Source organism: Saccharothrix xinjiangensis, from assembly GCF_039527585.1.
Taxonomy (GTDB): domain Bacteria; phylum Actinomycetota; class Actinomycetes; order Mycobacteriales; family Pseudonocardiaceae; genus Actinosynnema; species Actinosynnema xinjiangensis.
This window is the reverse complement of the sequence record NZ_BAAAKE010000028.1, coordinates 1-21,601: the sequence shown is the minus strand read 5'-3', so window position 1 is coordinate 21,601 and position 21,601 is coordinate 1. Positions and strand designations below refer to the sequence as shown.

29 protein-coding genes and 1 tRNA gene are annotated in these 21,601 nt (G+C 69.5%); 13 read left to right on the top strand and 17 right to left on the bottom strand.

All coding sequences use genetic code 11. The annotated features are described in order from the left end of the window. Positions 1-67: 67 nt before the first annotated feature. The 8 genes from ABD223_RS35750 to ABD223_RS35715 form a co-directional block, all read right to left on the bottom strand. The gene (locus ABD223_RS35750) at positions 68-244 is read right to left on the bottom strand and encodes a hypothetical protein (RefSeq protein WP_344041252.1); all 177 of its coding nucleotides are present in this window, start codon (positions 242-244) and stop codon (positions 68-70) included. A 34-nt stretch (positions 245-278) separates the two neighbouring features. Next, positions 279-443, bottom strand: a complete 165-nt coding sequence (locus ABD223_RS35745; protein WP_344041250.1) for a hypothetical protein — start codon at positions 441-443, stop codon at positions 279-281. A 95-nt stretch (positions 444-538) separates the two neighbouring features. After that, entirely contained in the window at positions 539-706 is a 168-nt protein-coding gene (locus ABD223_RS35740; protein ID WP_344041248.1) for a hypothetical protein, read from the bottom strand. Positions 707-752: 46 nt separating this feature from the next. Next, positions 753-1,217 (bottom strand): NUDIX domain-containing protein, encoded by a 465-nt coding sequence (locus ABD223_RS35735; protein ID WP_344041246.1) that lies wholly within the window; start codon positions 1,215-1,217, stop codon positions 753-755. Positions 1,218-1,337: 120 nt separating this feature from the next. Continuing rightward, on the bottom strand, positions 1,338-1,703 hold the full coding sequence (locus ABD223_RS35730) for an RRQRL motif-containing zinc-binding protein (protein ID WP_344041244.1): 366 nt from the start codon (positions 1,701-1,703) through the stop codon (positions 1,338-1,340). A gap of 1 nt (position 1,704) precedes the next feature. Next, the gene (locus ABD223_RS35725; RefSeq protein ID WP_344041242.1) at positions 1,705-1,989 is read right to left on the bottom strand and encodes a hypothetical protein; all 285 of its coding nucleotides are present in this window, start codon (positions 1,987-1,989) and stop codon (positions 1,705-1,707) included. Next, the gene (locus tag ABD223_RS35720; RefSeq protein ID WP_344041240.1) at positions 1,986-2,441 is read right to left on the bottom strand and encodes a Pycsar system effector family protein; all 456 of its coding nucleotides are present in this window, start codon (positions 2,439-2,441) and stop codon (positions 1,986-1,988) included. Before ABD223_RS35720 ends, ABD223_RS35725 begins: the two co-directional genes overlap by 4 nt. Further along, entirely contained in the window at positions 2,441-2,827 is a 387-nt protein-coding gene (locus tag ABD223_RS35715; RefSeq protein ID WP_344041238.1) for a hypothetical protein, read from the bottom strand. Before ABD223_RS35715 ends, ABD223_RS35720 begins: the two co-directional genes overlap by 1 nt. A 123-nt stretch (positions 2,828-2,950) precedes the next feature. Here ABD223_RS35715 and ABD223_RS35710 point away from each other — a divergent pair, with 123 nt between their 5' ends. Together ABD223_RS35710 and ABD223_RS43715 are read left to right on the top strand one after the other, a co-directional pair. Continuing rightward, complete coding sequence (locus tag ABD223_RS35710) at positions 2,951-3,790, top strand: hypothetical protein (protein ID WP_344041236.1); 840 nt, start codon at positions 2,951-2,953, stop codon at positions 3,788-3,790. 2 nt (positions 3,791-3,792) lie between these two features. Next, positions 3,793-4,587 carry a PP2C family serine/threonine-protein phosphatase gene (locus ABD223_RS43715; protein ID WP_425564072.1) on the top strand — a complete coding sequence of 265 codons (795 nt, stop codon included), beginning with the start codon at positions 3,793-3,795 and terminating at the stop codon, positions 4,585-4,587. Positions 4,588-4,592: 5 nt separating this feature from the next. On the opposite strand, the gene ABD223_RS35705 is transcribed toward ABD223_RS43715, so the two are convergent. Next, complete coding sequence (locus ABD223_RS35705; protein ID WP_344041234.1) at positions 4,593-4,787, bottom strand: MerR family transcriptional regulator; 195 nt, start codon at positions 4,785-4,787, stop codon at positions 4,593-4,595. Positions 4,788-4,903: 116 nt separating this feature from the next. Between ABD223_RS35705 and ABD223_RS35700 the strand changes: the two genes are divergently transcribed. After that, the gene (locus ABD223_RS35700; protein ID WP_344041232.1) at positions 4,904-5,140 is read left to right on the top strand and encodes a hypothetical protein; all 237 of its coding nucleotides are present in this window, start codon (positions 4,904-4,906) and stop codon (positions 5,138-5,140) included. A gap of 402 nt (positions 5,141-5,542) precedes the next feature. Here the strand turns inward: ABD223_RS35700 and ABD223_RS35695 are convergent, their stop codons facing one another. Both ABD223_RS35695 and ABD223_RS35690 read right to left on the bottom strand, forming a co-directional pair. Beyond that, entirely contained in the window at positions 5,543-7,816 is a 2,274-nt protein-coding gene (locus ABD223_RS35695) for a tetratricopeptide repeat protein (protein ID WP_344041230.1), read from the bottom strand. 18 nt (positions 7,817-7,834) lie between these two features. Further along, the gene (locus ABD223_RS35690) at positions 7,835-8,206 is read right to left on the bottom strand and encodes an RIP homotypic interaction motif-containing protein (RefSeq protein ID WP_344041228.1); all 372 of its coding nucleotides are present in this window, start codon (positions 8,204-8,206) and stop codon (positions 7,835-7,837) included. A gap of 607 nt (positions 8,207-8,813) precedes the next feature. On the opposite strand from ABD223_RS35690, the gene ABD223_RS35685 reads away from it, so the two are divergent. The 4 genes from ABD223_RS35685 to ABD223_RS35670 all read left to right on the top strand — a co-directional run bounded on the left by ABD223_RS35685 (position 8,814) and on the right by ABD223_RS35670 (position 12,980). After that, a tRNA-Arg gene (locus ABD223_RS35685) sits at positions 8,814-8,875 on the top strand. A gap of 782 nt (positions 8,876-9,657) precedes the next feature. Beyond that, the gene (locus tag ABD223_RS35680; RefSeq protein WP_344041226.1) at positions 9,658-11,040 is read left to right on the top strand and encodes a helicase-associated domain-containing protein; all 1,383 of its coding nucleotides are present in this window, start codon (positions 9,658-9,660) and stop codon (positions 11,038-11,040) included. 1,319 nt (positions 11,041-12,359) lie between these two features. Then, the gene (locus ABD223_RS35675) at positions 12,360-12,791 is read left to right on the top strand and encodes a DUF6292 family protein (protein ID WP_344041224.1); all 432 of its coding nucleotides are present in this window, start codon (positions 12,360-12,362) and stop codon (positions 12,789-12,791) included. A 27-nt stretch (positions 12,792-12,818) separates the two neighbouring features. After that, complete coding sequence (locus ABD223_RS35670; protein ID WP_344041222.1) at positions 12,819-12,980, top strand: hypothetical protein; 162 nt, start codon at positions 12,819-12,821, stop codon at positions 12,978-12,980. 51 nt (positions 12,981-13,031) lie between these two features. Here the strand turns inward: ABD223_RS35670 and ABD223_RS35665 are convergent, their stop codons facing one another. Both ABD223_RS35665 and ABD223_RS35660 read right to left on the bottom strand, forming a co-directional pair. Next, the gene (locus ABD223_RS35665; RefSeq protein WP_344041220.1) at positions 13,032-13,235 is read right to left on the bottom strand and encodes a cold-shock protein; all 204 of its coding nucleotides are present in this window, start codon (positions 13,233-13,235) and stop codon (positions 13,032-13,034) included. Further along, on the bottom strand, positions 13,232-13,531 hold the full coding sequence (locus ABD223_RS35660; RefSeq protein ID WP_344041218.1) for a hypothetical protein: 300 nt from the start codon (positions 13,529-13,531) through the stop codon (positions 13,232-13,234). The genes ABD223_RS35665 and ABD223_RS35660 overlap by 4 nt, the downstream gene beginning before the upstream one ends. 242 nt (positions 13,532-13,773) lie before the next feature. On the opposite strand from ABD223_RS35660, the gene ABD223_RS35655 reads away from it, so the two are divergent. The 4 genes from ABD223_RS35655 to ABD223_RS35640 all read left to right on the top strand — a co-directional run bounded on the left by ABD223_RS35655 (position 13,774) and on the right by ABD223_RS35640 (position 16,190). Then, positions 13,774-14,004, top strand: coding sequence for a hypothetical protein (locus ABD223_RS35655; protein ID WP_344041216.1), 231 nt, complete (start codon positions 13,774-13,776; stop codon positions 14,002-14,004). 162 nt (positions 14,005-14,166) lie between these two features. Beyond that, entirely contained in the window at positions 14,167-14,514 is a 348-nt protein-coding gene (locus ABD223_RS35650; RefSeq protein WP_344041214.1) for a YciI family protein, read from the top strand. 17 nt (positions 14,515-14,531) lie between these two features. Continuing rightward, a complete protein-coding gene (locus tag ABD223_RS35645) occupies positions 14,532-15,770 on the top strand; it encodes an RNA polymerase sigma factor (protein WP_344041212.1) in 1,239 nt (412 codons plus the stop codon). Between the two features lie 114 nt (positions 15,771-15,884). Continuing rightward, a complete protein-coding gene (locus ABD223_RS35640; RefSeq protein WP_344041210.1) occupies positions 15,885-16,190 on the top strand; it encodes a hypothetical protein in 306 nt (101 codons plus the stop codon). Positions 16,191-16,230: 40 nt separating this feature from the next. Here the strand turns inward: ABD223_RS35640 and ABD223_RS35635 are convergent, their stop codons facing one another. The 3 genes from ABD223_RS35635 to ABD223_RS35625 form a co-directional block, all read right to left on the bottom strand. Then, positions 16,231-16,923 carry a toll/interleukin-1 receptor domain-containing protein gene (locus tag ABD223_RS35635; RefSeq protein ID WP_344041208.1) on the bottom strand — a complete coding sequence of 231 codons (693 nt, stop codon included), beginning with the start codon at positions 16,921-16,923 and terminating at the stop codon, positions 16,231-16,233. Next, the gene (locus ABD223_RS35630) at positions 16,920-18,254 is read right to left on the bottom strand and encodes a helix-turn-helix domain-containing protein (RefSeq protein ID WP_344041206.1); all 1,335 of its coding nucleotides are present in this window, start codon (positions 18,252-18,254) and stop codon (positions 16,920-16,922) included. The genes ABD223_RS35635 and ABD223_RS35630 overlap by 4 nt, the downstream gene beginning before the upstream one ends. Before the next feature lie 200 nt (positions 18,255-18,454). Beyond that, on the bottom strand, positions 18,455-18,865 hold the full coding sequence (locus ABD223_RS35625; RefSeq protein ID WP_344041204.1) for a VOC family protein: 411 nt from the start codon (positions 18,863-18,865) through the stop codon (positions 18,455-18,457). 367 nt (positions 18,866-19,232) lie between these two features. Between ABD223_RS35625 and ABD223_RS35615 the strand changes: the two genes are divergently transcribed. Continuing rightward, positions 19,233-20,033, top strand: coding sequence for a GNAT family N-acetyltransferase (locus tag ABD223_RS35615; RefSeq protein ID WP_344041202.1), 801 nt, complete (start codon positions 19,233-19,235; stop codon positions 20,031-20,033). Here ABD223_RS35615 and ABD223_RS35610 read toward each other — a convergent pair. Further along, positions 20,015-20,770 (bottom strand): class I SAM-dependent methyltransferase, encoded by a 756-nt coding sequence (locus ABD223_RS35610; protein WP_344041200.1) that lies wholly within the window; start codon positions 20,768-20,770, stop codon positions 20,015-20,017. The genes ABD223_RS35615 and ABD223_RS35610 overlap by 19 nt on opposite strands. Before the next feature lie 344 nt (positions 20,771-21,114). Between ABD223_RS35610 and ABD223_RS35605 the strand changes: the two genes are divergently transcribed. Further along, positions 21,115-21,601: endo-1,4-beta-xylanase (locus ABD223_RS35605; protein ID WP_425564071.1), on the top strand; the 487-nt coding region annotated here is incomplete at its 3' end.

Here is a 21,601-nt window from a genome sequence, read left to right as displayed (position 1 = left end):
CGGGATGGGGTGATGGGCCGGACCGGCGGCGGTTCCTTGGCCGGGATGGGCCGCCGGTCCGGGCGGGCTAGTTGTTCTTGAGGTGGGGGAAGACGTCGAGGGTCTTCGCGCCGCACTGGCACCGGTAGACGTGGTAGGTGCTGCCGGTCAGCTCGTTGGTGCCGCGCCTGCCGGTGTCGGTGTAGCCCTGGTGCTCTTCCCAGGCGGGGATGCACTTGTCGTCGTCGTTGATCTTGCCGCCCATGTCGGGTCCTTCCCGGGGGTGCGGTGGTAGGTGGTCAGGTCCGGCGGTCGGCGTGCCAGAGCGCGCACGCCGGGCTGCCGCAGGTGGTGCCGTCGGCCAGGCGGCCGGTGAGCCGCCGCTTGCCGCAGTGACCGCCGTTGCGGCCGGTCGGGGCGGTGCAGTGGGTGTCCGAGGTCCTGGTGAGCAGGTCGCGCAGCATCGGCGCTCCTCTCGCGGGGTGGCGCGGGGGTGGGGGTGATGGGCCGGACCGGCGGCGCGGTTCTTGGCCGGGATGGGCCGCCGGTCCGGGCGAAGTCACTTCTTGTCGTCGCGCATGACCAGGTCGTGGACCTGCCGCAACGTCTCGCGCGGCGTCTTGTCGTTCTCGGCCAGCAGCTCGTTGAACGCCTGCTCGACTCCCTTGGCGTCGCCCCGGGCGCTGGCGTCCATGGCCTGCTTGACCTTGCTGTTGATGAAGCCCATGACTGTCTCCTTGCGGGATGTGTGCCGACCGTTTGCCGTCGGCGGGTCAGTGCGCGAGGGTGATGCCCTGGACCAGGAACAGGTCCATGGCGTCGGACAGGACCTGGTCGTGGTCGAAGGCCAGCGGCCCGAACACCAGGGACATGACCTCGGCCACCGGCCACCAGCGGGCCTGGCGGGCGTCGTCGCCGCCTACGGCGGCGGGCATGTGGTCCAGCACCGCGGCGAACGCCACGCTCACGACGCGGCCACGCGGGTCGCGGTCAGGGGTGTCGTAGACGCCGACCTGGTCCAGGTTCCATTCCTCGAACGCCACGCCGGTCTCCTCGGCCAGCTCGCGCACGGCGGCGGCGACGAAGGTCTCGTGCGGGTCGACGTAGCCGCCGGGCAGCGCCCACCGACCCGCGAACGGCTCATGGCCACGCTCGATCAGCAACACCCGCCACGCCCCGGTGTCGTCGGGGGCGAACAGCAGCACATCGGTGGTGATGGAGGCGTTGTTGGTATTCACAGCGGATCTCGCTTTCTGTGGATGATCGGCGATCTCGGGACCGGGCATGTGGAGCCCGCGAGTCCCTGAAAGTGCATTCCTGCAAGGGCTTTGCCCCGCCGGTCCACCGCGTGTGGACCGTCAGGCCGCGTACGCGGCACTCCACCGGCGCTGTGCGACACGGCGTGCACGCGCCCGGTTGGCTTTGTCCAGCGCGGCCTGCTTGGCAGGGGTCATCGGTCGCACCGGCTTCGCGGCGCTGACCAGGTAGAGGTTGGCGAAGTTGCGGCGACCGCTGGCCCGGTGCTTCACGTAGAGCACCGCCACCGGGTCCGCCCCGCCGGGCCGCAACCCCCGCGCCCGAAGCTGTCGACGGGTCGCGAGCTTCTCTCGCGGGGCGCGGCCCCAGGTCAGCAGCGGCAACCCGTCATGCGTGCCGCGGACCAGCTGGCGGCCGGTGGCCCAGGGCACCGACTCCACCCACACCCACGAGAAACGGCGCACCATGTCAGCCGGCTTCCCGCCGACCACCGGCCCTCGGACCGCGAACGGCCTTGGGGAACGGCCCGTGCGTGTGCGCCGGGACCACCCCCACCGTCCTGGCCGTCTCCAGCGACAGCGCCAACGTCGCGTGCACCTGCGCCGCCCTCAGCTCGTCGGTGGACGGCGAGCCGTAGCGGGGAGCCAGCAGTCGCCGCGCCATCGCGCGGTGCTCCTCCGGCGTCCACTCCCGCCGCACCTCGCGCTCCCTGTCGGTGAAGTAGCCCTCGGTCAGGTAGCCCTGGATCATCACGACACCGCCACCACGACCAGCGCGGAGGCGACCAGCAGCAGCGCCACCATCAACGCGTCCACCGCGACCTGCACCCGCCGGTACTTCCCCCGGGCGTTCACCGACAGCCGGACCGTGTCCACCGCCTGCGCGACCTCCCCCGGCGGCTCGGCCAACGCGGCCAACACCTGCGAAGGCCGGTCCGCGAACCCCGCCAGGAACCCGATCCCGTAGTCGTCGTCACGGCTGAACCGCGGACGCACCACCGACAACAGCAACAGCACCGCGGCCAACGCCGGCACCGCCGCCAACCACAACAACACCCCCGCCACCGGCGGCAACGGACGCGTGGACAACGCCACCACACCCGCCAACACCCCACCGAACAGCGGCAACAACATCCCCGCCTTGCTGTCCGCCCGACCGATCTGCGCCGCCGCGTCCGCGTGCGCCAACTCCACCCGCGACGCCATCACGCCACCCGGCCCGAGGTCGACGCGGCCTGCTTGGCGGCACGCAGCGCGGCGTTGCGGGCGGCGTTGCGACGCGCCTTGCGACCCTTGCCCTTGCCCTTGCCGAACACCGGCATCGGCAACGCCGTGGCGATCGCCACCGACCCCGCCGACCGCTCCGCGTCCTCCAGCTCGGCCGCGGCCTGGGCGACGCCGACACTGCCGTACTTCGGCGTGATCCCCGCCAACGCGCGGGCCACGATCCGCCGGTTACGACGCTCCCGCGCCGACCCGTCCAACAACCCCGACGTCGGCTCACCCAACGCGATCTCCACCGACACCTGCGCGTCCAACAGCGCCAACGTCACCGGGGTCAGCCCGTCCGGGTAGGTCTTCGTGGTGCTCATCAGGTCCTCCATCGTGTAGGGGGTCTAAACTCTCCTGGCCAGCGCCACCCCTTGTCGAGGGGGAGTAAACACACCGTAAGACTGCGGTGCGACACCTGTCAAGGGGGTCTAAACTCCATGAGCATGACGACCTCAGCGCCAGACGAGTTCGAGTCCGTTCGGGCGGACCCCGACCCCATCCGACGCGGCAAGCGCGCAGGGGAGCTGATCACCGTCTACCAGCAGCGGGCCACAGAGCTGGCGCGCCTTCGCAGGGAAGCTATTGAGGACGCGCGTCGATCAACCGACATGAGTTTCACTGAAATCGCTACCGCGCTTGGTATCACCAAAGGTCGCGTAACTCAGATCCGTAACACCGCACCTGCACCTGAACGCGCGTTCTTCGGCATTGGTCCCGTAGAAGTGGCACTACCCGGTCGACTGCTAAGGGAACGCAGTGATGTAGTCATCGCCTCGGAGGACGACGCAGCAGGATCACACCTTGCAAGTGAGCTAGAAAAACTGGCTTTCGTCGTACCTCATCGCGTGGTCATCGATCCTCGTGACGAGTGGGAACCTAAAGGTGACGCCGTGGTCGTGTGCGGCCCCGCATCTGCCCATATCGGAAACAAACTGATGTCGAGCGACCCCTTTTTGACGATGACCTTGGGCGATAACGTCCAGTGGTACATAGTGGATCAGAAAACAGGAGATCGCTTCCTCTCGCCAATGGATGAAGCACATCCCACAAGAGCCGATCACGCATACATCGCGCGCCGCAAACTGGGATCTCATATCGTTGTACATATCGCAGGACTCCACGCCTTGGGCTCGGCGGGTGCCGCACATTATCTTATGCAGTCACTCCCCGAACTATATGCACAGTACGGCAATCAGGAGTTCAGCATGGCCGTCACAACAGCTTTTGATGGACTGACACCAAAATCGACCAGCGTTCTAGTTCCCCCAAGGGTGTGGTCCTAGTTATGTTTCAAGGTGCGATGCTTCCCGGTGGCAACGGACCAGGCCAGGACCGCTGGAGAGAGGTCGGGAACGCTGCCGTGGTGCTGGATGGCGCTTCGAGCTTCACACCTGCGCTGGTTGATGCACAGAACTATGTGGACAATCTACTGATACACATTACCCAAAGCCTTAGAAAAGACTATACCAGCCTGGTTAATGTTCTTTCCAGTAGCATCCGGCGATCCGCTGAAGATTTGGAACTACCTGCCCGAGGCAGACCATCTTCTACAGTCCTGATAGCGCAGGTCGACGCTAACTCACTCAAAGTTCTAACCCTAGGTGACAGTACGGCCATTGTCTGCATGAAAGACGGTCAGATTCACCGGATTACAGATGATCGACTGTCGACCGTAGGCACCGAACATCGAAAGGAGTATCGCAGTCGTCTCATCTCCGGGAGCGGGTACGACGAAACGCACAAAAGAATTCTTCGCGCCCTTCAAGAAGAAGAACTAAAGAGGCGTAACCGCCCTGACGGATACTGGATTGCAGAGTACGCCCCAGAAGCTGCGGCCGAAGCCGTGCAATGCAGTTTTCCTCTTACGGAAGTCGAGTGGTTTGTCCTCACTACGGATGGCGCTCAACGACCAATAGACCATCTGGGCATTGAGTGGAGCAGGGTCGCATACATGTCCACCCCCGAGTTGGAGGACCTACTTGGAAGACTGCACCACTGGGAAGAGACAGAGGACCAGACGGCGTCGCTACTTCCACGCGCAAAGCTGCATGACGACAAAACGATCGTAGTGTGGCGTTAAGAGCTTCAGCCCTCCTCGCGACGCGCACGTTCGCGCAAGCTCTGGCGCAACTTGTCCATGTCCCAGCGGGCATGTCCGCCCGCCGTCACGAACTCGGGCTCAACGAGGCCGGCGCGCCACCAGCGCGCCAACGTCACACGGTCGATGCCGAGTTCGGCAGCTGCGACGCCGGTCGAGACGAGCTTCGGGCGGGGTGGCACAGGTTCACTCTGACGGACCAATCGCCTCGAAACACCTCAGGTGACGCGCTTGTCACTAGATGCATCGAGTATCCTCATTGGACTCGTGTGCATCGTTTGCATCATTTGGAGGGGTCGTGAGCTTCCAGATCACGCTGACCGAGGACCAGGTGGCCCAGCTATGGACCTACCTCGCGCACTGCGTCAACGAGGTCGAGAGCCACCTGCGCGGCGGCGACACAGCCGGCGCGAACGCCTTCATGGACCAAGTCATGCACGACGCGGGCGAAGGCTGTCATGACCTTGTACTGGACACGGTCGCCAGGATCAGAGGCCAGGCGGACTGGCGAACGTTCATCCCCCGTGAGCAGTAAGCATCCCCGGTCATCAGCAGCCGACCGCACACCTCCCGAGGTGGTGCTGTCCCACCTGTCTTACCTGTCTCGCCACCATGGTTGGCCTGCTATTCCGAGGTGGGACAGCCCAGGGAACGGCTGTCCCACCTGTCTCACCCCTTCGCGATGCCCGCCGCTTCAACCGTCCAGCTGCACCGCCAGGCCGCAGCAACCGCCCTCCCGAGGCGAGTGCTGCCATGTCCCGCCTGCCCCACCGCATCACCTGACCCGCGGTTTCAAGGTGGAATACCCGCAAACCGCTGTCTCACTGTCCTACGCTGCCGCAACACCCGCTTTCTCGAGATGTACTGCCTCAAGGAAATTTCAACGATGTAATTGCCGCACTGAACCCTTGAGGTATGACCTCCACTGAAATTCGTGTCAAAAGCCGAGAATGCTACGAGTTTTCAAGGTGTCCGGGTGATCTGGACCTAGCACACGGATTTGATCGTTGATCAACTCAAAATACGCTTTAGCCACCTCGACCAGGTCACCGCCAGCTTTACTTTTCCAGTATGCGTAATCGCCGCGAGTGACCAGGGTGCCTGGGTGGTCGGGCCCTAGCACTCGAAGTCGATCAACAAGCAGCTCGGCGAACGCCTCAGCCGCCCCAGCCGCATCACCGGATACCCCACGAAAATGAGCAAGATAGCTACGAGTGCCTAAGGTTTTCGGGTGGTCAGGGCCCAAGACTCGTAGATCATCGGCAAGCAGCTCGGCGAAGGCTTCAACCGCGCCAGCCAGATCACCAGCCTCCCCGCGCCAATAAGCAAGATGGCCACGGGCCGTCAAAGTATCGGGATGGTCGGGCCCTAGCACGCGAAGTCGATCAACAAGCAGCTCGGCGAACGCCTCAGCCGCCCCAGCCGCATCACCGGCCTCTCCACGCCAATAAGCGAGGTTACTACGGGCCTTCAGAGTACTGGGATGGTCAGGTCCTGAAACCCGTAGCTGATCGATAAGCAGCTCAGCGAACGCCTCAGCCGCCCCAGCCGCATCACCGGCTACCCCACGCCATCTAGCAACGTTATGCCGAGTCGCCAGAATAAGAGGATGACCGTGGTCGAGAACTCGCAGTTCGTCAGTAAGAATCTCGGCGAGCGCCTCGCCCGCCCCAGCCGCATCACCAGCCTCCCCACGCCAAAGAGCAAGGTGGACGCGCGCTGTCAGGGCATCGGGATGGCCGGTTTGCAAGAGACGATGGATAGCGGCGTAAAGTCGATCGAAGTATTCGACCGCCTGAACGGGTAGTCCTACACTTCCCAGACTGTGGCCAGCAAGGAACAACAGGTAATGGACGTTACCTGACCCACGAGGACCAATTAGGCACTCTTCTGCCGTGCTCCACAACGACGTGGCATTCGATCGCAAACCCGCAGCCGTCGTTTGATCGTGCTCGATCTGAGGCCAGACTTCCAACAGTGCGTCACCGGCCACCCATGCCAACTTGGACATGCGGTCAGCAGAGACCGCGTCGCGGGTGGCCCACTGAACGAGGGCATGGACCCGAACCACCCGTGCCGGTTGGGTGAGATCCAGAGTGATCAGGCTCAACCGTTTGAGGCACCCCAGGGCGTCGCTCACCGCCTCGGAGTCCACCGGCCAGCCGGCCTGGTCGGCCAGGTACTTGCACACTGTCTCACCGATAAGCGCATCGATTGGGATGCCAGCGGGGTCGAGCAGGGCGGCGATTTCCAGCAACGGGCGTGCAAGACCGGGCGGGTGCAGCTCGTTGGCGAGATCAACCGACAACGACCATGTCGCGGCCACGGCCGCGCGGTGGCCGGTGGGCAGGCTCTGGTTGTCGGGCATCACCTCAGCCAGTGTGCGGCGGCGGTCGGCCAAGCGCGCCCGATAGGTAGCCGGGGTCAGCAGTGGTCTGTCTGCGATGAACGCAGCGGCCTGAGCCAGCGCCAATGGCAGGTGTCCCAGCTCCTCGGCTAGCCTCCGCAGTTGTTCTGTCTCCTCGTCGGTGACGACGTCGGGGAGACGGTCTTGCAAGTAGGCGAGTGATTCGGCAGGACTGAACACGCCGACCTCGACCACTTCCCAGTCGTGTCTGGTCAAGGCCGCGTCCTGGCGGCGGGTGGTGACCAGAAGTTGACCGGTGCGGTCGTGCGGTGGCAACAGGTCACTCAGGTCCGCCGGTCTGATGAGGTCGTCAAGAACGATCAGCCAGCAGCGATCGGTCGCCGTCAACCACTCCAGCAACGCGAGTGCCGCGCGCTCGGGTTCGACATCGCTTTCGACCAGCAGCAGGCGTCGGGCGGTGTCGGCGTAACCGGTCAGCACCGCGTCACGCGATGTGGCAGTGATCCACACTGCCACATCGACCGAAGAGTCTGACCACAGGCGACGGGCGTGCCGTGCGGCGATCTGCGTCTTGCCGACTCCGCCCAATCCGCGCAGCACCGTTGTAACGGCCGGAGTCAGCACCGCGACCCCATCCGACGTTAACGCATCCCGCATGCGCTGCTCGGCGGCCCGGTTCTGATAGCAGTCCGCCGTCAACGGCACTGATCCGACCCGAACCGGCCACGCCACCTCCCGATCCGGATACAGCGACATCCGGTTGTGGTCTCCCACCTGTACCGCCCTGGCACCGCGCAGATCGACGTCGAACCTTGGTTCTTGCACGCCCTTGTGACCGGTCACCACTACACCTATCCCGTACTAAAAAGTAACGTTCATCGTGTTGTGGTCGCCTACTTGCACGGCCTTGCTGTCCCGCAGATCGACGGTGTATTTCCCCTGATGCGCACCCTGCGGGTCGGCCGCCTCTAGTACCCGGCGTGCCGCGGCGACCAACTCGGAGTCGGCCGCCACCCCGGCGGCTTCCAGCGCCTCACGCACCCGAACATGCTCTCCCGGATCCTCAACCTGTTCCTCGGTCACCGGCTCGACACCCTCGCGCCGCGCCCCCTTCACCACCAACCTCTTGAGCGCAGAGTAGGAATCTCTCACCGCCGCAGACGCGGTGTCCGTCAACCCAGCGGCGGCACCGGCTGCCACAGCCGCCATCACAAAGTCCACCGACTCGATCACCTGGCATCCCCCACTGTCATCCGACTACGACACCGGAAGTATCGAGCCAGCCCGCGTAGACGACACACACCCTTGTCAATGTCCCCCGAATGGCCTCAACAGCCAGCATCACCAAAGGGCACCGCGACCGGAGAGCCTCCCCCGGCAAGGGATGCTGTCCCGCCTGTCCCACCTGTCTCGCTATACCCCCTGACCAGCAGTTCTGAGGTGGGACAGCCCGCAGAACTACTGTCCCACCTGTCCCGCTCCACCGTGCTGACCTCGGAACGCTGCAACAGTCGGGGTGAAGCTGCTCTTGGCTCTACCACGCTTGCCTGCGCTCGACCCTGGCGTTCACAGCAGCGGGCGGACCGATCTCCGCACGGGGCTCTACGCGTAGTACTGGAGACGGCCGCAGAGCGGTGCACGTGCTGCGGTTGACGGGTTGATACTCCTCGGAGCACAGCAAGCGTTGGTCACCACGTCACCGTGTCCCCCGGCTGTTACAGCCGCTTGCGCTTGGCTGACCGGCACCCAACGGTCGGCACGACGCCGACCTGTGCCAAATACGGGCCAAAGCAGCTCTTAAGAACAAGATCACTTCACTGTTTATGCTGGTAGAGCGCTCGGCGCAACGGGGAGTCGCACCGCCCTCCGGAGGCGGGAGCGCAGGTTCGAATCCTGCCGGGGGCACATCGCAGGTTCGCCCACTTGAGGTCGTCAGCGCTTCGCTGGCGGCCTTTCGTGCTGTTGAGGCCGGTCTTGCTGGTCAGAACGACGCGGAGGCCCCCGAACGCAGCCGGACGACCTGGGCAGTGCTCACCCACCTGCGACGCGGGTTCTCTCGCCGTCAGCGCAGGCCGGACTGGTCCGAGTTCCCGGCGCAGGGCCCACTGGGTGCGGCGGGTGTGGCGCAGGGTCGTGATGTGGTGGTGGAAGTCGTCGTCGCGGTCGCAGCGGGTGAACAGGCGCTTGGCCTCGGACAGGAGGCGGGCCGGGGATCGCGTCGGCCGGGTGGGTGGCGGCTCGGGCTCGGGCTCGGCGGAGGTGCGGTTCCGCCGCGCGGCCCCCGTCCTCGGCGGCCTGCCAGGCGGCTTGGGTGTCGACCCCGTCGAGGAGGATCTCGACCGGGGTCGAGCGGCCGGGTCGCCACGGGCCGGCCACGCCGGCGACGTCGCCACGCAGTGCTTGCGGAAGAACCCCTCGGAGCCCCACGGGCAGGAGCACTGCCCGGCCGGACCGCGTCGGGTCACTTCCAGGCGCACGCGGTAGACGCGGGTGCCGGTCACGGTCGTCCCGTACACGCCGATTCGCCGCACCCGCCCCTCGCGGGCCGACCCCAGTCGACTGACGGATCCCCGGCCGGGGAGCACGGGGCAGGACGACGCGCCCGTCAGGCCGCCGTTCCCGGGTGTGGGAGCCTGACCGCGGAAGTCGTTCGAAGCGGGTCGTGCCCGGCGCCGGGCGTGGAGGTGGCGGAACAGGAGTGGACCCGACCTACGACGAGCCGCGCCGCCGAGTGGGGGAACGTGAACCAGGTGGACTCCTCGCCGGAGCAGGTGCGGCTCACCGAGCGGGAAGCCCTCGCCAACCTGCGCACCGTGCTGGAACTGTGCGCGGCCGGTGAGCTGAGGTGCAGCGACAAGACCAGCCGGCCGTCCGCCGCGACCACCCGCGCCATCGGCGAGCACCTCGCGAACGGTGACTTCTACGCCGACGAGCCCATCGCCGCGTTCGCGTGGCCGCTGCTGCTCCAGGCCGGCGGCCTGGCGGCGCTCGACGGCGCCCGCCTCCGGTTGACGCCCAAGGGGCGCGCGGCGCTCGGGAAGCCGCCCGCCGACACGATCCGGGGGTTGTGGCAGCGCTGGCTCACCCACGCGGTGATCGACGAGTTCAGCCGGGTCGAGGAGGTCAAGGGCCAGCGGATCCGCAACGTCCTCACCGCGGCCAAGCCGCGTCGGCGGGTGGTCGCCGAGGCCCTGTCCACCTGCCCGGTGGACAGGTGGGTCGACGTGGACTCCCTGTTCGCCACCATGCGGCGGCGCGGGATGAACCCCACCATCGCCCGCAACGACGTGGCGCTGTGGAAGCTCTACCTCGTCGACCCCGAGTACGGCAGCCTCGGCTACGCCGGGCACCACGACTGGGAACTCCTCGAAGGCCGCTACACCCTGGCCGTGCTGTTCGAGTACGCGGGCACGCTGGGGCTGGTCGACCTCGACTACGTCGACCCGCGCGGCGCGCGCGACGACTACGTCGACAACTGGGGCGGCGACGACCTGGACGCGTTGAGCCGCTATGACGGGCTGGTGGCGATCAGGCTCACCGCGCTGGGCGCCCACGCCCTCGGCCTGACCGACGCCTACCAACCGCCGGGGCCGGTCGCCACCGGAGCCCGGCCGCTGAAGGTGCTGCCCAACCTCGACGTCGTCGCCACCGGCGAGGTCGGCGCCGCGGACCGGCTCGTCCTGTCCGCCTACGCGGGGCAGACCGCCGACCGCGTCTGGGCGGTGTCGGCCGCCACCCTGCTCGCCGCGCTCGACACCGGCCGCGACCTCGGCGAGTTCGTCGACTTCCTCACCGAGCGGAGCGCGCCGGACCTGCCCGACGCGGTGCGCGTGCTGGTCGAGGACGTCGAGCGGCGGAGCTCGCAGCTGACCGACCTCGGCCACGTCCGCGTGATCGAGTGCGCCGATCCCGCGCTCGCCGCGCTGATCACCCGTGACCGCGCCCTGCGCGCGCTGTGCCGACCCATCGGCGACCGCCACCTCGCCGTGCGGCCGGACCAGGAGCTGAAGTTCCGCAAGGCCCTGCTCAAGCTCGGCCACGTGATCCCGGCACGTCGCGCGACCTGACCAGCGAGTGGGGCACGTTGTTCAAGGCGTGGGGGCCTCCTTCGCCTCTTCGGCGGAGTGCGGTCGACCTCGGCGCGGTGGTGGCGGGCGGCCGGGTCGTCGAACAGGGCCGCAGCCTCGCCATCCGGCACTCACTAGTGGCGTCACCGCGATCCGGCCGTTCAGCTCGGCGGCGCCCGCCTCGGACCAGCGGCCAAGTTTCCCGCCGGACCACCACATCGGGGCAATGCCCTTCGAAAGGAACGCTGACATGCTTCCTCCCGGAACTCACGCCGGTGGTGGTGCAGCGAGCGGGAAGGTCGTCGATGACCATGGCTGATCGGGAACCTTGTTCCGAACGAATCCGGACATCGCCGGATCTCTTCCTGCGCCGGATCGGCGAGGTGGTGACCTGCGCCCGCGTCCGCGACGGCCGGACGGCGTGGATCGTGGACCAGGCGTCGGGTTCGTCCAGCCGGGACGACGTGACCGATGCCTGAGCACCGCCGCCGGACGTGCCGCGCGGGTCGTCGCCGATCGGGTCCATGACGGCCTTGCGCCCGCACACGGCCGGGCTGCCTCGGTCGAACAGGCGGTAGACGTCTCTCCTGAGGAGCAACCCGCCGGGTGTCCAACTGGGATTCGGGGCGGGTGCACGACCTGCGGAGCTCGTCACCGGTCAGCCGCCCGGCCAGGTCGGTCCAGGCGATCTCGTGGTGTGAGCGGCAGGCGGTGGCGGTCGTGGCCTCTTCTCCTTGCGCCGCTTGATGCTCGCCATTCCGCAACCGGGAAGCAGGCGGTCTTCTCCTGCTTCCCCTTTCGACTTTCTCGATCACCGACGCGCCGACGCGCCGAGCCGGAACCCTGGTCCGAGCCCCGAACCGGCGCTGCCCGGTCCTCGGTCCCTCCCGTCGCCGTTCGCGCGGCCGATCACCAGCACATTCCAGGCCAATGGGGTACTCTGGACAGCAACAGGACGATAACGCTGCCTGCGTCCCGCAGGAGCGCTCCCGCTTCACCCGATCCAGCCCTCCGCACGGCGGAGCAGGTCGGCGACACCGGGGGCCACCCGTTCGACTTCGCCACCTCCACGGCCTTCGGGCCGCTCGCCCGCGACAGCCGTCACCCCGGTGACCACGGGACCCGGTGGACGAGGGCTCGCCACGTCCGCTTCCCGCGTGACGCCACCGACACGCCCGGTGCACGAACGCCGGGCAGACGGAGTCCACATGACACGGACCGAACCACTCGATCCCTGCCGCACCAACGGTGTCGCCCTCCTCACCCGGGGCGGTGACGAGTTCGGTCGGCGACTGCCGACCTCTTCGCACCGCGGTGTCGTGGCGCCTCGTCGAAGGGCTGCGCCCGCCGACGTCGCGCACGGCTTGGCCCGGGCGCTCGGCGCCTACGTGCGGACGGTGGCCGAGGCGGTCGGGGTGCCCCGTGAGGGCACCACGTGCGAGGTCACGGACACGGCCACCGCCTACCTCGCCCTGGGCTGCCGCTCCACCGAGCACCCGGACCGCGACGTGATGCTGGTCTGGAGCGCGTCACAGGGGTGGGTGGTCTCCATCGAGACCTCTCCCGGCGAGCCGCCGATCGTGCTCTCGCGGTCCACCGGCGACCTCGTCCCGGCGCCGGAGGCGGTGGCGCGGTTCGTCGCGGAATCCGTCACGCGGCGCGGATCGGGGCTGCGCCCGGTGATCCTCCCGCCTTACGCGGACTGGTCCGACTTGGCCGAGCGCATGGAACTGCGCGCCTCGGCGTCCTGAACAACCACCCGAACCACAGGGAATCCCATGACTTTGAAGAAGAACCAGGCGAACACCGACATCCCGAGCACGGTCCACCCGGTCGTGTTCAGCCATCCCTCCGTCGAGGGGCAGGTCGTTCCCCGGCGGCTGCGCGACGGCGTGCAGTTGCCGCGCTTCGAGGGGCTGCCGGTCTTCACCGGCGCCTGATCGGCCGGGTGACGTGGGGGGCCTGGTCGGCCCCCCACCGTCAGCCTCGCGTCAGAGGACGCGGACCGCGAGGGCTTGCGGTCCCTTGCGGCCCTCGCCGACCTCGAACTCCACCGGCTGGTCGTCCGGGATGCCGTGGAAGTCGTAGCCCTGGATCTCGGAGTGGTGCACGAACAGGTCGGCGCCGCCACCCGAGGGCGTGATGAAGCCGAATCCCTTGCTGCCGTTGAACCACTTGACGGTGCCCTGGGTCATCGACGTGCTCCTTCGGTCGCCCGGGAATCGGGAGCATCCCGGTAAAGGCGGTCCGCGTGCTGGTCCTGCACCGCGCAGGTGGGCACGTCGTGCTGCGTCGCCGTGCCCGACCGCCGGCCGGACAGGCCCAGCATGGACAGCAACTCGCGGCAGTCGCCCACGTCGAGCGAGTGCTGCGCCACCGTGCGGGCGGCCTGGATCTGCTGCCTGGCCGCGGCCTTGTCGCCCTCGGCCCGCGCCTCGTTGAAGTTGATCTCCGCGCCCCGGTTCCGGGCGGGTCGGCCGGTCCACGTCATGCCGGCCCCCGTTCCGCTGAGGGCTCATCCCGGCGCGCGGGGCGCTCGGGGGGCGAGATCGGGAGAAGTGCTCCTGCGAACTGGTGATCCGGCGGCAAGCCGGTGCTCCCGTCCCCGGCCGGATTACCACCGGACCGGACTGGGTCGGGGGGATTGCGACGGCGGGGTGCCGGCAACCTGGTGCCCCAACCCGGACGACTGTACCGCAGCACGGGCGGTCGTGGCGCAGTACTGTTCGGCGCATGTCGGAACACGCCGGTGGTCCCGTGCTCAGTCCCACCCTGGCCGAGTGGCGCAAGGCCCGCGAGGAGACCGAGCAGCACCTGGCGAACGGTGCGACACCGCCGGTCGGCGTGGAGTGGGTGCAGCGGCTGGCCGACCTGCTGGCCACCGAGCGGTCCTGGCAGGACCAGTACACCGACCTGATCGCGCTCGGCAGCAGCGACGGCCGGTTCCCCTCGTCCAACCGCTGACGGGACGTCGGCGTCACACCGTGGCGGGCGGTCGGCACGTGCGGGAGCAGGGCGGATGTCGGCGCGGAAGGTTTTTTCGAGGTGCTGTCCATTTGACCGGGTTCCGTTCGTAGTGGTGTCGTGCGGCGGCCCTGCCGCACGGGATCCAGAGGAGTCGGGACCGTGAAGTACCTGATGTTGATCATGGCCGGCGCCGCCGACGAGAACGGCGGGGCGGCCGGGTGCACCGTCGAGGACTGGGTGGCCTACGACGAGGAGGTGAAGGGGGCGGGGATCTTCGTCTCCGGCGAGTCGCTGGCCGACCTGGTCACCGCCACCACGGTGCGGGTGGACCGGGACGGCAGGCGGACCGTGACCGACGGGCCCTTCGCCGAGAGCCGGGAGCTGCTGGGCGGCTTCTACGTGATCGACGTGCCCGACCTGGACGCCGCGCTCGACTGGGCCGCCCGCTGCCCCGGCTCGCGGGACGGCGCGGTCGTGGTCCGGCCGGTCGCCGACTTCGGGGGCTGAGGGCGGTGGGCTCGCCGGTGGCGTCCGTGGAGGCGGTGTTCCGCGAGGAGCGCGGTCGGCTGCTGGCGGCCCTCGTCCGCCGGTTCGGCGACCTCGACCTGGCCGAGGAGGTCACCTCCGAGGCGATCGAGGCGGCGTTGGCGCGGTGGCCGGTCGACGGCGTCCCGCCCAAGCCCGGCGCGTGGCTGATGACCACGGCGCGCCGCCGGGCCGTCGACCGGCTGCGCCGCGACCAGGCGTTCGCGGCGCGGCTGGCCGTCCTCCAGGTGGAGGCGGACCGGGCGGGTCCCGTGCCCGCCGCGGAGCCCGGCGGCGACCTGCCGGACGAGCGGTTGCAGCTGTTCTTCACCTGCGCCCACCCGGCGCTCGCGGCCGAGGACCGCGCCGCGCTCACCCTGCACTGCCTGGCCGGGTTGACCACGCCCGAGGTGGCGCGGGCCTTCCTGGTGCCGCCGGCGACGATGGCCAAGCGGATCACGCGCGCCAAGAAGAAGATCCGCGAGGCCCGCATCCCGTTCCGCGTGCCCGGCGCGGACGAGCTGCCCGAGCGGCTGCCCGGCGTGCTCCAGGTCGTGTACTCGGTCTTCACCGAGGGGTACGCGGCCAGCTCCGGCCCGCACCTCCAGCGGCTCGACCTGGCCGAGGAGGCCATCCGGCTGGCCCGGATCCTGCGCCGGCTGCTGCCCGACGAGCGGGAGGTCGCCGGGCTGCTCGGGCTGGTGCTGCTGGTGCACGCCCGGCGTGACGCCCGCACCGGTCCGGGCGGCGAGCCGGTGCTGCTGGAGGAGCAGGACCGCGGCCGCTGGGACCGCCCGATGATCGAGGAGGGCCGCGACCTGGCGACCGCGGCGCTGACCGGCGGCCCGGCCGGCCCGTACGGGGTGCAGGCCGCGATCGCCGCCCTGCACGACGAGGCCGACGACCTGGCCGCCACCGACTGGCCGCAGGTCGTGGCGCTCTACGACGTGCTGATGGCGCTCGCCCCGTCGCCGGTGGTGGCGCTGAACCGGGCCGTGGCCGTGGCGATGCGCGACGGCCCGCGCGCGGGCCTGGAGCTGCTCGACGGTCTGGCGGGCGAACCGCTGCTGCGCGGCCACCACCCCTACCCGGCCGCCCGCGCCGACCTGCTGCGCGTGCTGGGCAGGCGCACCGAGGCCGCCGCGGCCTACCGCGAGGCGCTGGACCTGGCGGGCACCGAACCGGAGCGCGCCCTCCTGCGCCGCCGGCTGGCCGCGGTCGAACGGCACGACCCGTAGTCCCGGCGGGAGGGACCCGGCGACGTGCTCGCCCTGGCGGAGGCCGAGCGGCCCCCGTCCCGCCGACTGGTCGGACGGGTGTCCCCGGCGGCGCGCGGGTGGGACAGTGTCCGGGTGGACCACGACCGCGAGCACCAGCAGGAAGAGATCGACACCGAGGTGGCGGTCTCGGCCGAGGAGATGCGGCGGTCGGCGCAGGACCGGCGAGAGCACGAGCAGGACCGGCGCGAGCACCGGCAGGACCGGCGGGAGTGGGAACTCGACCGGCGGGAGGCCGTCCAGGACGCGCGGATCGACCGGCTCCGGCGCCAGGAGGGCGTCGCCACCGACCGGTCACGGCGGATCGACGAGCGGGAGGACGAGGTCACCGCCCGCGAACGGGTCGCCGACCAGCGCGAGATCGACGCCGAACGCGGGTGACGCCGGCGGGGTCGCCGGCGCGGGAACGACGCCCGGGCGATCACGGATCGTGCCCGGTCTCGACCTCCCCCGGCAGGGGTTGGGCGATCATCGCCGCCATCCGGGCCAGGTCCGCGGTACCGGCGTGGCCGGACAGCCGGCCCAGGACGGCACCGTCACGACCTCGCCGCACCACGTCCACCTCCACGTTCCCGTCCCACCCGACCTCCCGCCGGATCGAGAAGCCTGGGACGGGGTTCGACGCGGGAGGGGGCGGTTGCGGTTCGCCGACCAGCGGAGTCGGCAGTCCCAGCGCCTTCAGCAGGAGGGCCAGGTCCACGTCGGTGGTGCGGTGCTCGAACTTGAGGTACTGCTTGAACGCCAACTCCGAGATGTCGTCGGGCAGGTCGTGCGCGCTGAGCCGCGACGTGCGGCTCAGCAGCAGGGGGATGACCCGCTTGCCGTGGCGCAGTGCCGTGGCGACCTCGACGCGCACCCAGTCGTCCTCATCGGGGGACGCGCGGTCGCCGTTCTCCTCGATGCGCCCCTGCCAGGTCCTGCCGATGATCACCAGCACGGTGTCGCAGAGCCGGAGCGCCTCCATGATCGCTTCCGCGTAGCTCTCACCCGGTGCGACGGACCGGCTGGCTCGGAAGACGTTCTCCCGCCCCACCACCTCGGACAGCTTCTCGTCGAGCAGCACCGCCGCGTACGCGTCTTCCTCGGAGCGGTAGGAGAGGAAGATCTTCGTCACCGCTCTTCTCCCGGGAGGGGGGCCGACGGGGTCGGGCGGCGGTCCGACATCGGCAGCAGCGCGGCGGACAGGCGCGGCACCGTTCTCCTCACCACCGGATCGGAACTCCACCTGTTGAGGGTCCTGGACAACTGGCGCAAGTCGCTCCGGATGGTCGCCGACCGGGCGACCAGGGGGAGCGTGAGGATGTCGCCCGTGAGATCGCACGCCCGGTCGACCTCGCGGAGGCCGGCCAGCGCCAGCGCCAGGCGAGACGCGGTCCTGGCCCAAGCCCTGGCGCGCGTCCTCGGCGTTGCCGCCAACAACGGTTCGAGGACCTCGACGGCTTCGGCGCTCCTGCCCAGGTCGTGCAGCGACCACCCCTCGGCCAAGGCGATCGGGTCGGCGATCTTCGTCGGCCCCAGCGGCGGGCTGCGGTGCGGCCGTTCCGGCTCGCCGCCCGCGAACAGGGCGACAGCGCGGTCCAGGCAGGCCTTGAACTCCTCGTGGGATCCCGCCAGGGCGTGCCCCTGGGCCTCGCGCAAGGCGGCCAGGCCCTTCACCCTCGGAGCGCGCCCTACTTCTTGCGCCAGCCCGGCGAAGGCGATCGTCCCGTGAGCGTCCTGCTGGTACAGAGCGATGTTCGCCCGGCGCACGTGGGTGTGGGCGATGATGTCGTCGTCGTTCGCCTCCCGGGCCAGGGCCGCGCTGATGTCCACCCAGCGCAGCGCGCTGACGTCGTCACCGGTCTCCTGGGTCATCCAGCCGGCGAAGTCCGCGAAACGCGCGGCCAGCGTCAACGCTTCGTCGGCCAACGGGCCGCTCAGCGGGGCGGTCAGGGCGCGCAGCGCGAAGAAGGGCGGCTTGACCATGGCGACCGCGGTGGACGGGTCCAAGGTCTGCCCCAGGTCCCGCAAGTGCCTCAGGAGCCCCCCGAAGGCCTCGAGCGAGTACTCGACCTCGGCTTCCTCGACCGGGCCCGCCGGAGTGAGGTCTTCCCGGACCGCGAACTCGGGGTCGGGGGACGCTGAACCGGCGCGGCGGTGGACGGTGCCCGGACGCGTCCTCTCCCCCGTGTCCGCCAACGCGCTCAGCCGGCCCTCTGCCGCGAGGACGGCATCGGCCGCCCGGACGAACTGCGCGCTGGGCGACTTCAGACCGTTCTCCACCTTGCTGATGTGCCCCTTGCTGAAGTGGATCAGCCGGCCGAGCCCGTGCGTCGACAGACCGGCCGCCGTGCGCAGCCGCCGCAACTCCGGGCCGAAGGCCGACGCCCGTATCGGCTCGTGGATCATCGTCTCCCCCTGGGACAGCAACCCGATCACGTGGTGCGAGCCCGCACCGGCACCCATCTACTCACAGGACTGCCGTCGGTGTCGTTTCCCGTTTCCTCGATGTCGAAGCCGGGAAACGGCATGTGGCACGCTCGCCACGTCATCGCCTGCCGGCTCGACCGCGGCGCGAGCGCCTGGGCTCTCGGGGTTCGATCAGGGGGTTCGACCTTCATCGCCGGTGGTGCGGCGCAGGCGACCGTGGGAGGGAAGGCGGGCGGTCAGGCCCTCTCGTTCGCGACCCGCAGGTAGCGCTCGTTGTACCTCAGGCCGAGGACGTTGCCGAACCGGTCGGTCACGGAGGCGGTGACGAAGCCCGGCCCGTGCTCGGCCGGTTCGCGGTGCACCTCGGCGCCGGGGGACGCCAGGCGCCGGAGGTTGCCGTCCAGGTCGTCCACCGCCCGGTAGGTGGTGGGGTCGCCCCGCTCGGCGGCCGTGTCGTGCGGCGCGAACCGGCTGTCGACGATGCCGAACTCGTGCTCGAAGCCGCCGGTGCGGAACTCGACGCAGGAGGGGCGGTCGTCGTCCTGGCGCGCGAAGTGCGCACCGACCCCGAGCATCTCCGCGTACCAGGTCCGCGCGGCGGCCACGTCGTCGGCGTAGCGGTTGATGGTGGTGAGACCTCGCAACACGGGTGGTTCCTTCCTCCGGTGGGCGCCCGGGACCGTCGTCCGACCTGGAGTGCTCATCAACCGGGCACTTCGTCGGGGGCCATGGACAACCATGCGCGCCGATCGCCTCGTGGTGGCCCTCCTGCTCCTGCAATCACGCCAACGTGTGACGGCGGCGGACCTCGCCGCCGAACTGGAGGTGTCCGCGGCCACCGCCCGCCGTGGCCCGGGAGCCCTGTCGACCGGCCCTCCACCAGACCTGGCCGGACGGCACGACCGGGTCGCCGGGGCGGGAGCCGGAATTTCGGATCCGACCGCGGCGACGGCGCATCGCGGGACGGGGTCGCTCGGTAGGCTTCGCGAACTTGATCATCGTTGAGGAGTGCTGATGGCGGAGCTCGCGGAGTCGGTCGAGTCGGTGGAGCAGCTGGCCCTGGTCTGGCGCGGCATGGCCCTCGACCGGAACCCGGACGCCGACGTGCGCGACCTGCCGGGCATCGCCGTCCGCTGGGCGGACTGCCGGTTCGCGTTCTGGAACTGCGCCACCCTCACCGAGGTCGGCGCGGACGCGGGGACGACCGGGCGGCTCCTCGTCGAGGTCGCGGGCGTCATGCGCGCGAAGCGGCGCCCCGGCTTCCTGTGGCTCTTCGAGGACCTGCTGGCGGAGGACGCGCGGGCCGCGCTCGGCGAACTGGCCGAGCGGGCGGGTCTCCGGCGCGCCTTCTCCGGCGTGGGCATGGCGGGCGACCTGCTGCCCCTCCCCGAGCCGACCCACCCGGACCTGACGTTCGCGCGGGTGACGACCGACGAGCAGCTGCTGGCTTACGCGGACCTCAACTCGCGCGCCTACGGGTTCCCCCTGGAGGACGGCCGCGACGGGCTCGCCGGGTCCGCGCTGTGGAAGGACGAGGTGCACGCCTACCTGGGCCTGCGCGAGGGCGTCCCGGTGACGTGCGCGGCGACCGTCGAGGCGGAGGGGCGCCTCTTCGTCGCGCTCGTCGCCACCGACCCGGAGCACCAGCGCAAGGGCTACGGCGAGGCGGTGACGCGGAAGGCGCTGCACGAGGGCCACCGGGCGACCGGCCTGACCCGCGCCACCCTGCACGCGACCGCGGCCGGCGCGCCCGTGTACCCGAGGATCGGCTTCACGCCGAACTCGCCGGTGCACTTCTACGGCCTCGACGGCTGACGCTCCAGCACCACCAACGGCGTGACGTAGTGCTCCAACACCCGGCCGCCGAGGTCGTGCGCGGCCCGAGCCGCCTCTTCGGCCTCGGCGGCGCTCCAGTCGCTGAACGTGGTGAACAGGTCCCGGACCTGGTCGGTCCGCAGCTCGACCGACCACCGGAACTCCTCGACGTGGGTGGCGGCGAAGTACCCGCCGCCGCCCAGCCGGTTCACCCACTCGTCCGTGTCGAGTTCACCGGCCCCACCCCGCCTCGCCTCCCCGTCGCGGCGCGCCACGATCCCCGCGACCCGCTCCCGGAACGGCGTGACCGCCGCCGAGGGGTCGCCGAAGGCGTTCCGCCACACCGCGAAGTGCCCGCCGGGCGCCACCGCGCGGTGGAGCTTCGGCAACACCACTTCGAGGTCGAACCAGTGCACCGCCGTGGCCGCCACGGCGAGGTCGAAAGCCGCCTCCGGCAACGGCGTGGACTCCGCGGTCCCTTCGTGCACGGTCGCCTCGGGGCAACGCCGCCGCAAGCGCGCCGCCAGGGCGCGCCCCGGCTCGACCGCCGTCACGGAGGCCCCGGCCCGCAGCACCGGCCCGGTCGCCAACCCGGCGCCGGCCCCCAGCTCCACCACCCGCGTGCCGCTCCGGAGCAACCCCAGCTCCCCCAACCGCGCCCACAACCCGTCCGGGTAAGGCGGCCTGCCGCGCTCGTAGGCCTCGGCGTGGTCGTCGAAGTGCGAGGGTCCCGGCATCCCGGACACCCTACTGCGCTCGTGAACTCGCTTTCCGATACCCGAGCACCCTGGCCGATACTTTCGTAAGCCGCGGAAGGTAGCGATCCCGAAGGTAGTGCACCTCTGCCTGCCCTCTTGCGTCTCTATAGGTCACACATGGTTCTTGACTCACCACAATCCACACTTTACTTTACGAAAGTCCTACCTGATTTACCGAAAGTTTCGACCCTGATGTGCGTGCCCGGCGGTGCGGGAGACCACAGCGCCTCGGCAACTCCGACCGCCCCTCGACGCGGGCGGCCTCCCCCGCGGGAGCAGGCACCGGCACCGCCGCCCCCGCGCCGAACCCCTTGGAGGAAGTGATGTCCAGAACTGCTGTCACCGCTGCCGGCAGGCCGGTGGCACGAGGAGGGCCGCGACGCGTCGCGGTGGTGACGGGCGCGGCCGCGCTGCTGGGCGCGATGGCCGTGGTGCTGCCGAACGTGGCCAGCGCCGGCACCACGCTGGGCGCGTCCGCCGCGGAGAGCGGTCGTTACTTCGGCACGGCGGTGGCCGCGAACAAGCTGGGCGATTCGACCTACGTCGGGATCCTGAACCGCGAGTTCGACATGGTCACCGCCGAGAACGAGATGAAGATCGACGCCCTGGAGCCCCAGCAGGGCCAGTTCAGCTACGGCAACGCCGACCGCATCGTCAACCACGCCCGCAACCAGGGCAAGAAGATCCGCGGCCACACCCTGGCCTGGCACTCCCAGCAGCCGGGCTGGATGCAGAACATGAGCGGCAGCGCCCTGCGCAACGCCATGCTCAACCACGTCACCCAGGTCGCCACCTACTACCGCGGCAAGA

Bases quoted from the DNA above. Each gene is read 5' to 3' on its own strand.
- ABD223_RS35750 (WP_344041252.1), bottom strand. From the start codon at position 244: ATGGGCGGCAAGATCAACGACGACGACAAGTGCATCCCCGCCTGGGAA.
- ABD223_RS35745 (WP_344041250.1), bottom strand. From the start codon at position 443: ATGCTGCGCGACCTGCTCACCAGGACCTCGGACACCCACTGCACCGCC.
- ABD223_RS35740 (WP_344041248.1), bottom strand. From the start codon at position 706: ATGGGCTTCATCAACAGCAAGGTCAAGCAGGCCATGGACGCCAGCGCC.
- ABD223_RS35730 (WP_344041244.1), bottom strand. From the start codon at position 1,703: ATGGTGCGCCGTTTCTCGTGGGTGTGGGTGGAGTCGGTGCCCTGGGCC.
- ABD223_RS35720 (WP_344041240.1), bottom strand. From the start codon at position 2,441: ATGGCGTCGCGGGTGGAGTTGGCGCACGCGGACGCGGCGGCGCAGATC.
- ABD223_RS35715 (WP_344041238.1), bottom strand. From the start codon at position 2,827: ATGAGCACCACGAAGACCTACCCGGACGGGCTGACCCCGGTGACGTTG.
- ABD223_RS35710 (WP_344041236.1), top strand. From the start codon at position 2,951: ATGACGACCTCAGCGCCAGACGAGTTCGAGTCCGTTCGGGCGGACCCC.
- ABD223_RS43715 (WP_425564072.1), top strand. From the start codon at position 3,793: ATGTTTCAAGGTGCGATGCTTCCCGGTGGCAACGGACCAGGCCAGGAC.
- ABD223_RS35670 (WP_344041222.1), top strand. From the start codon at position 12,819: ATGACTTTGAAGAAGAACCAGGCGAACACCGACATCCCGAGCACGGTC.
- ABD223_RS35665 (WP_344041220.1), bottom strand. From the start codon at position 13,235: ATGACCCAGGGCACCGTCAAGTGGTTCAACGGCAGCAAGGGATTCGGC.
- ABD223_RS35660 (WP_344041218.1), bottom strand. From the start codon at position 13,531: ATGACGTGGACCGGCCGACCCGCCCGGAACCGGGGCGCGGAGATCAAC.
- ABD223_RS35655 (WP_344041216.1), top strand. From the start codon at position 13,774: ATGTCGGAACACGCCGGTGGTCCCGTGCTCAGTCCCACCCTGGCCGAG.
- ABD223_RS35630 (WP_344041206.1), bottom strand. From the start codon at position 18,254: ATGGGTGCCGGTGCGGGCTCGCACCACGTGATCGGGTTGCTGTCCCAG.
- ABD223_RS35615 (WP_344041202.1), top strand. From the start codon at position 19,233: ATGGCGGAGCTCGCGGAGTCGGTCGAGTCGGTGGAGCAGCTGGCCCTG.
- ABD223_RS35610 (WP_344041200.1), bottom strand. From the start codon at position 20,770: ATGCCGGGACCCTCGCACTTCGACGACCACGCCGAGGCCTACGAGCGC.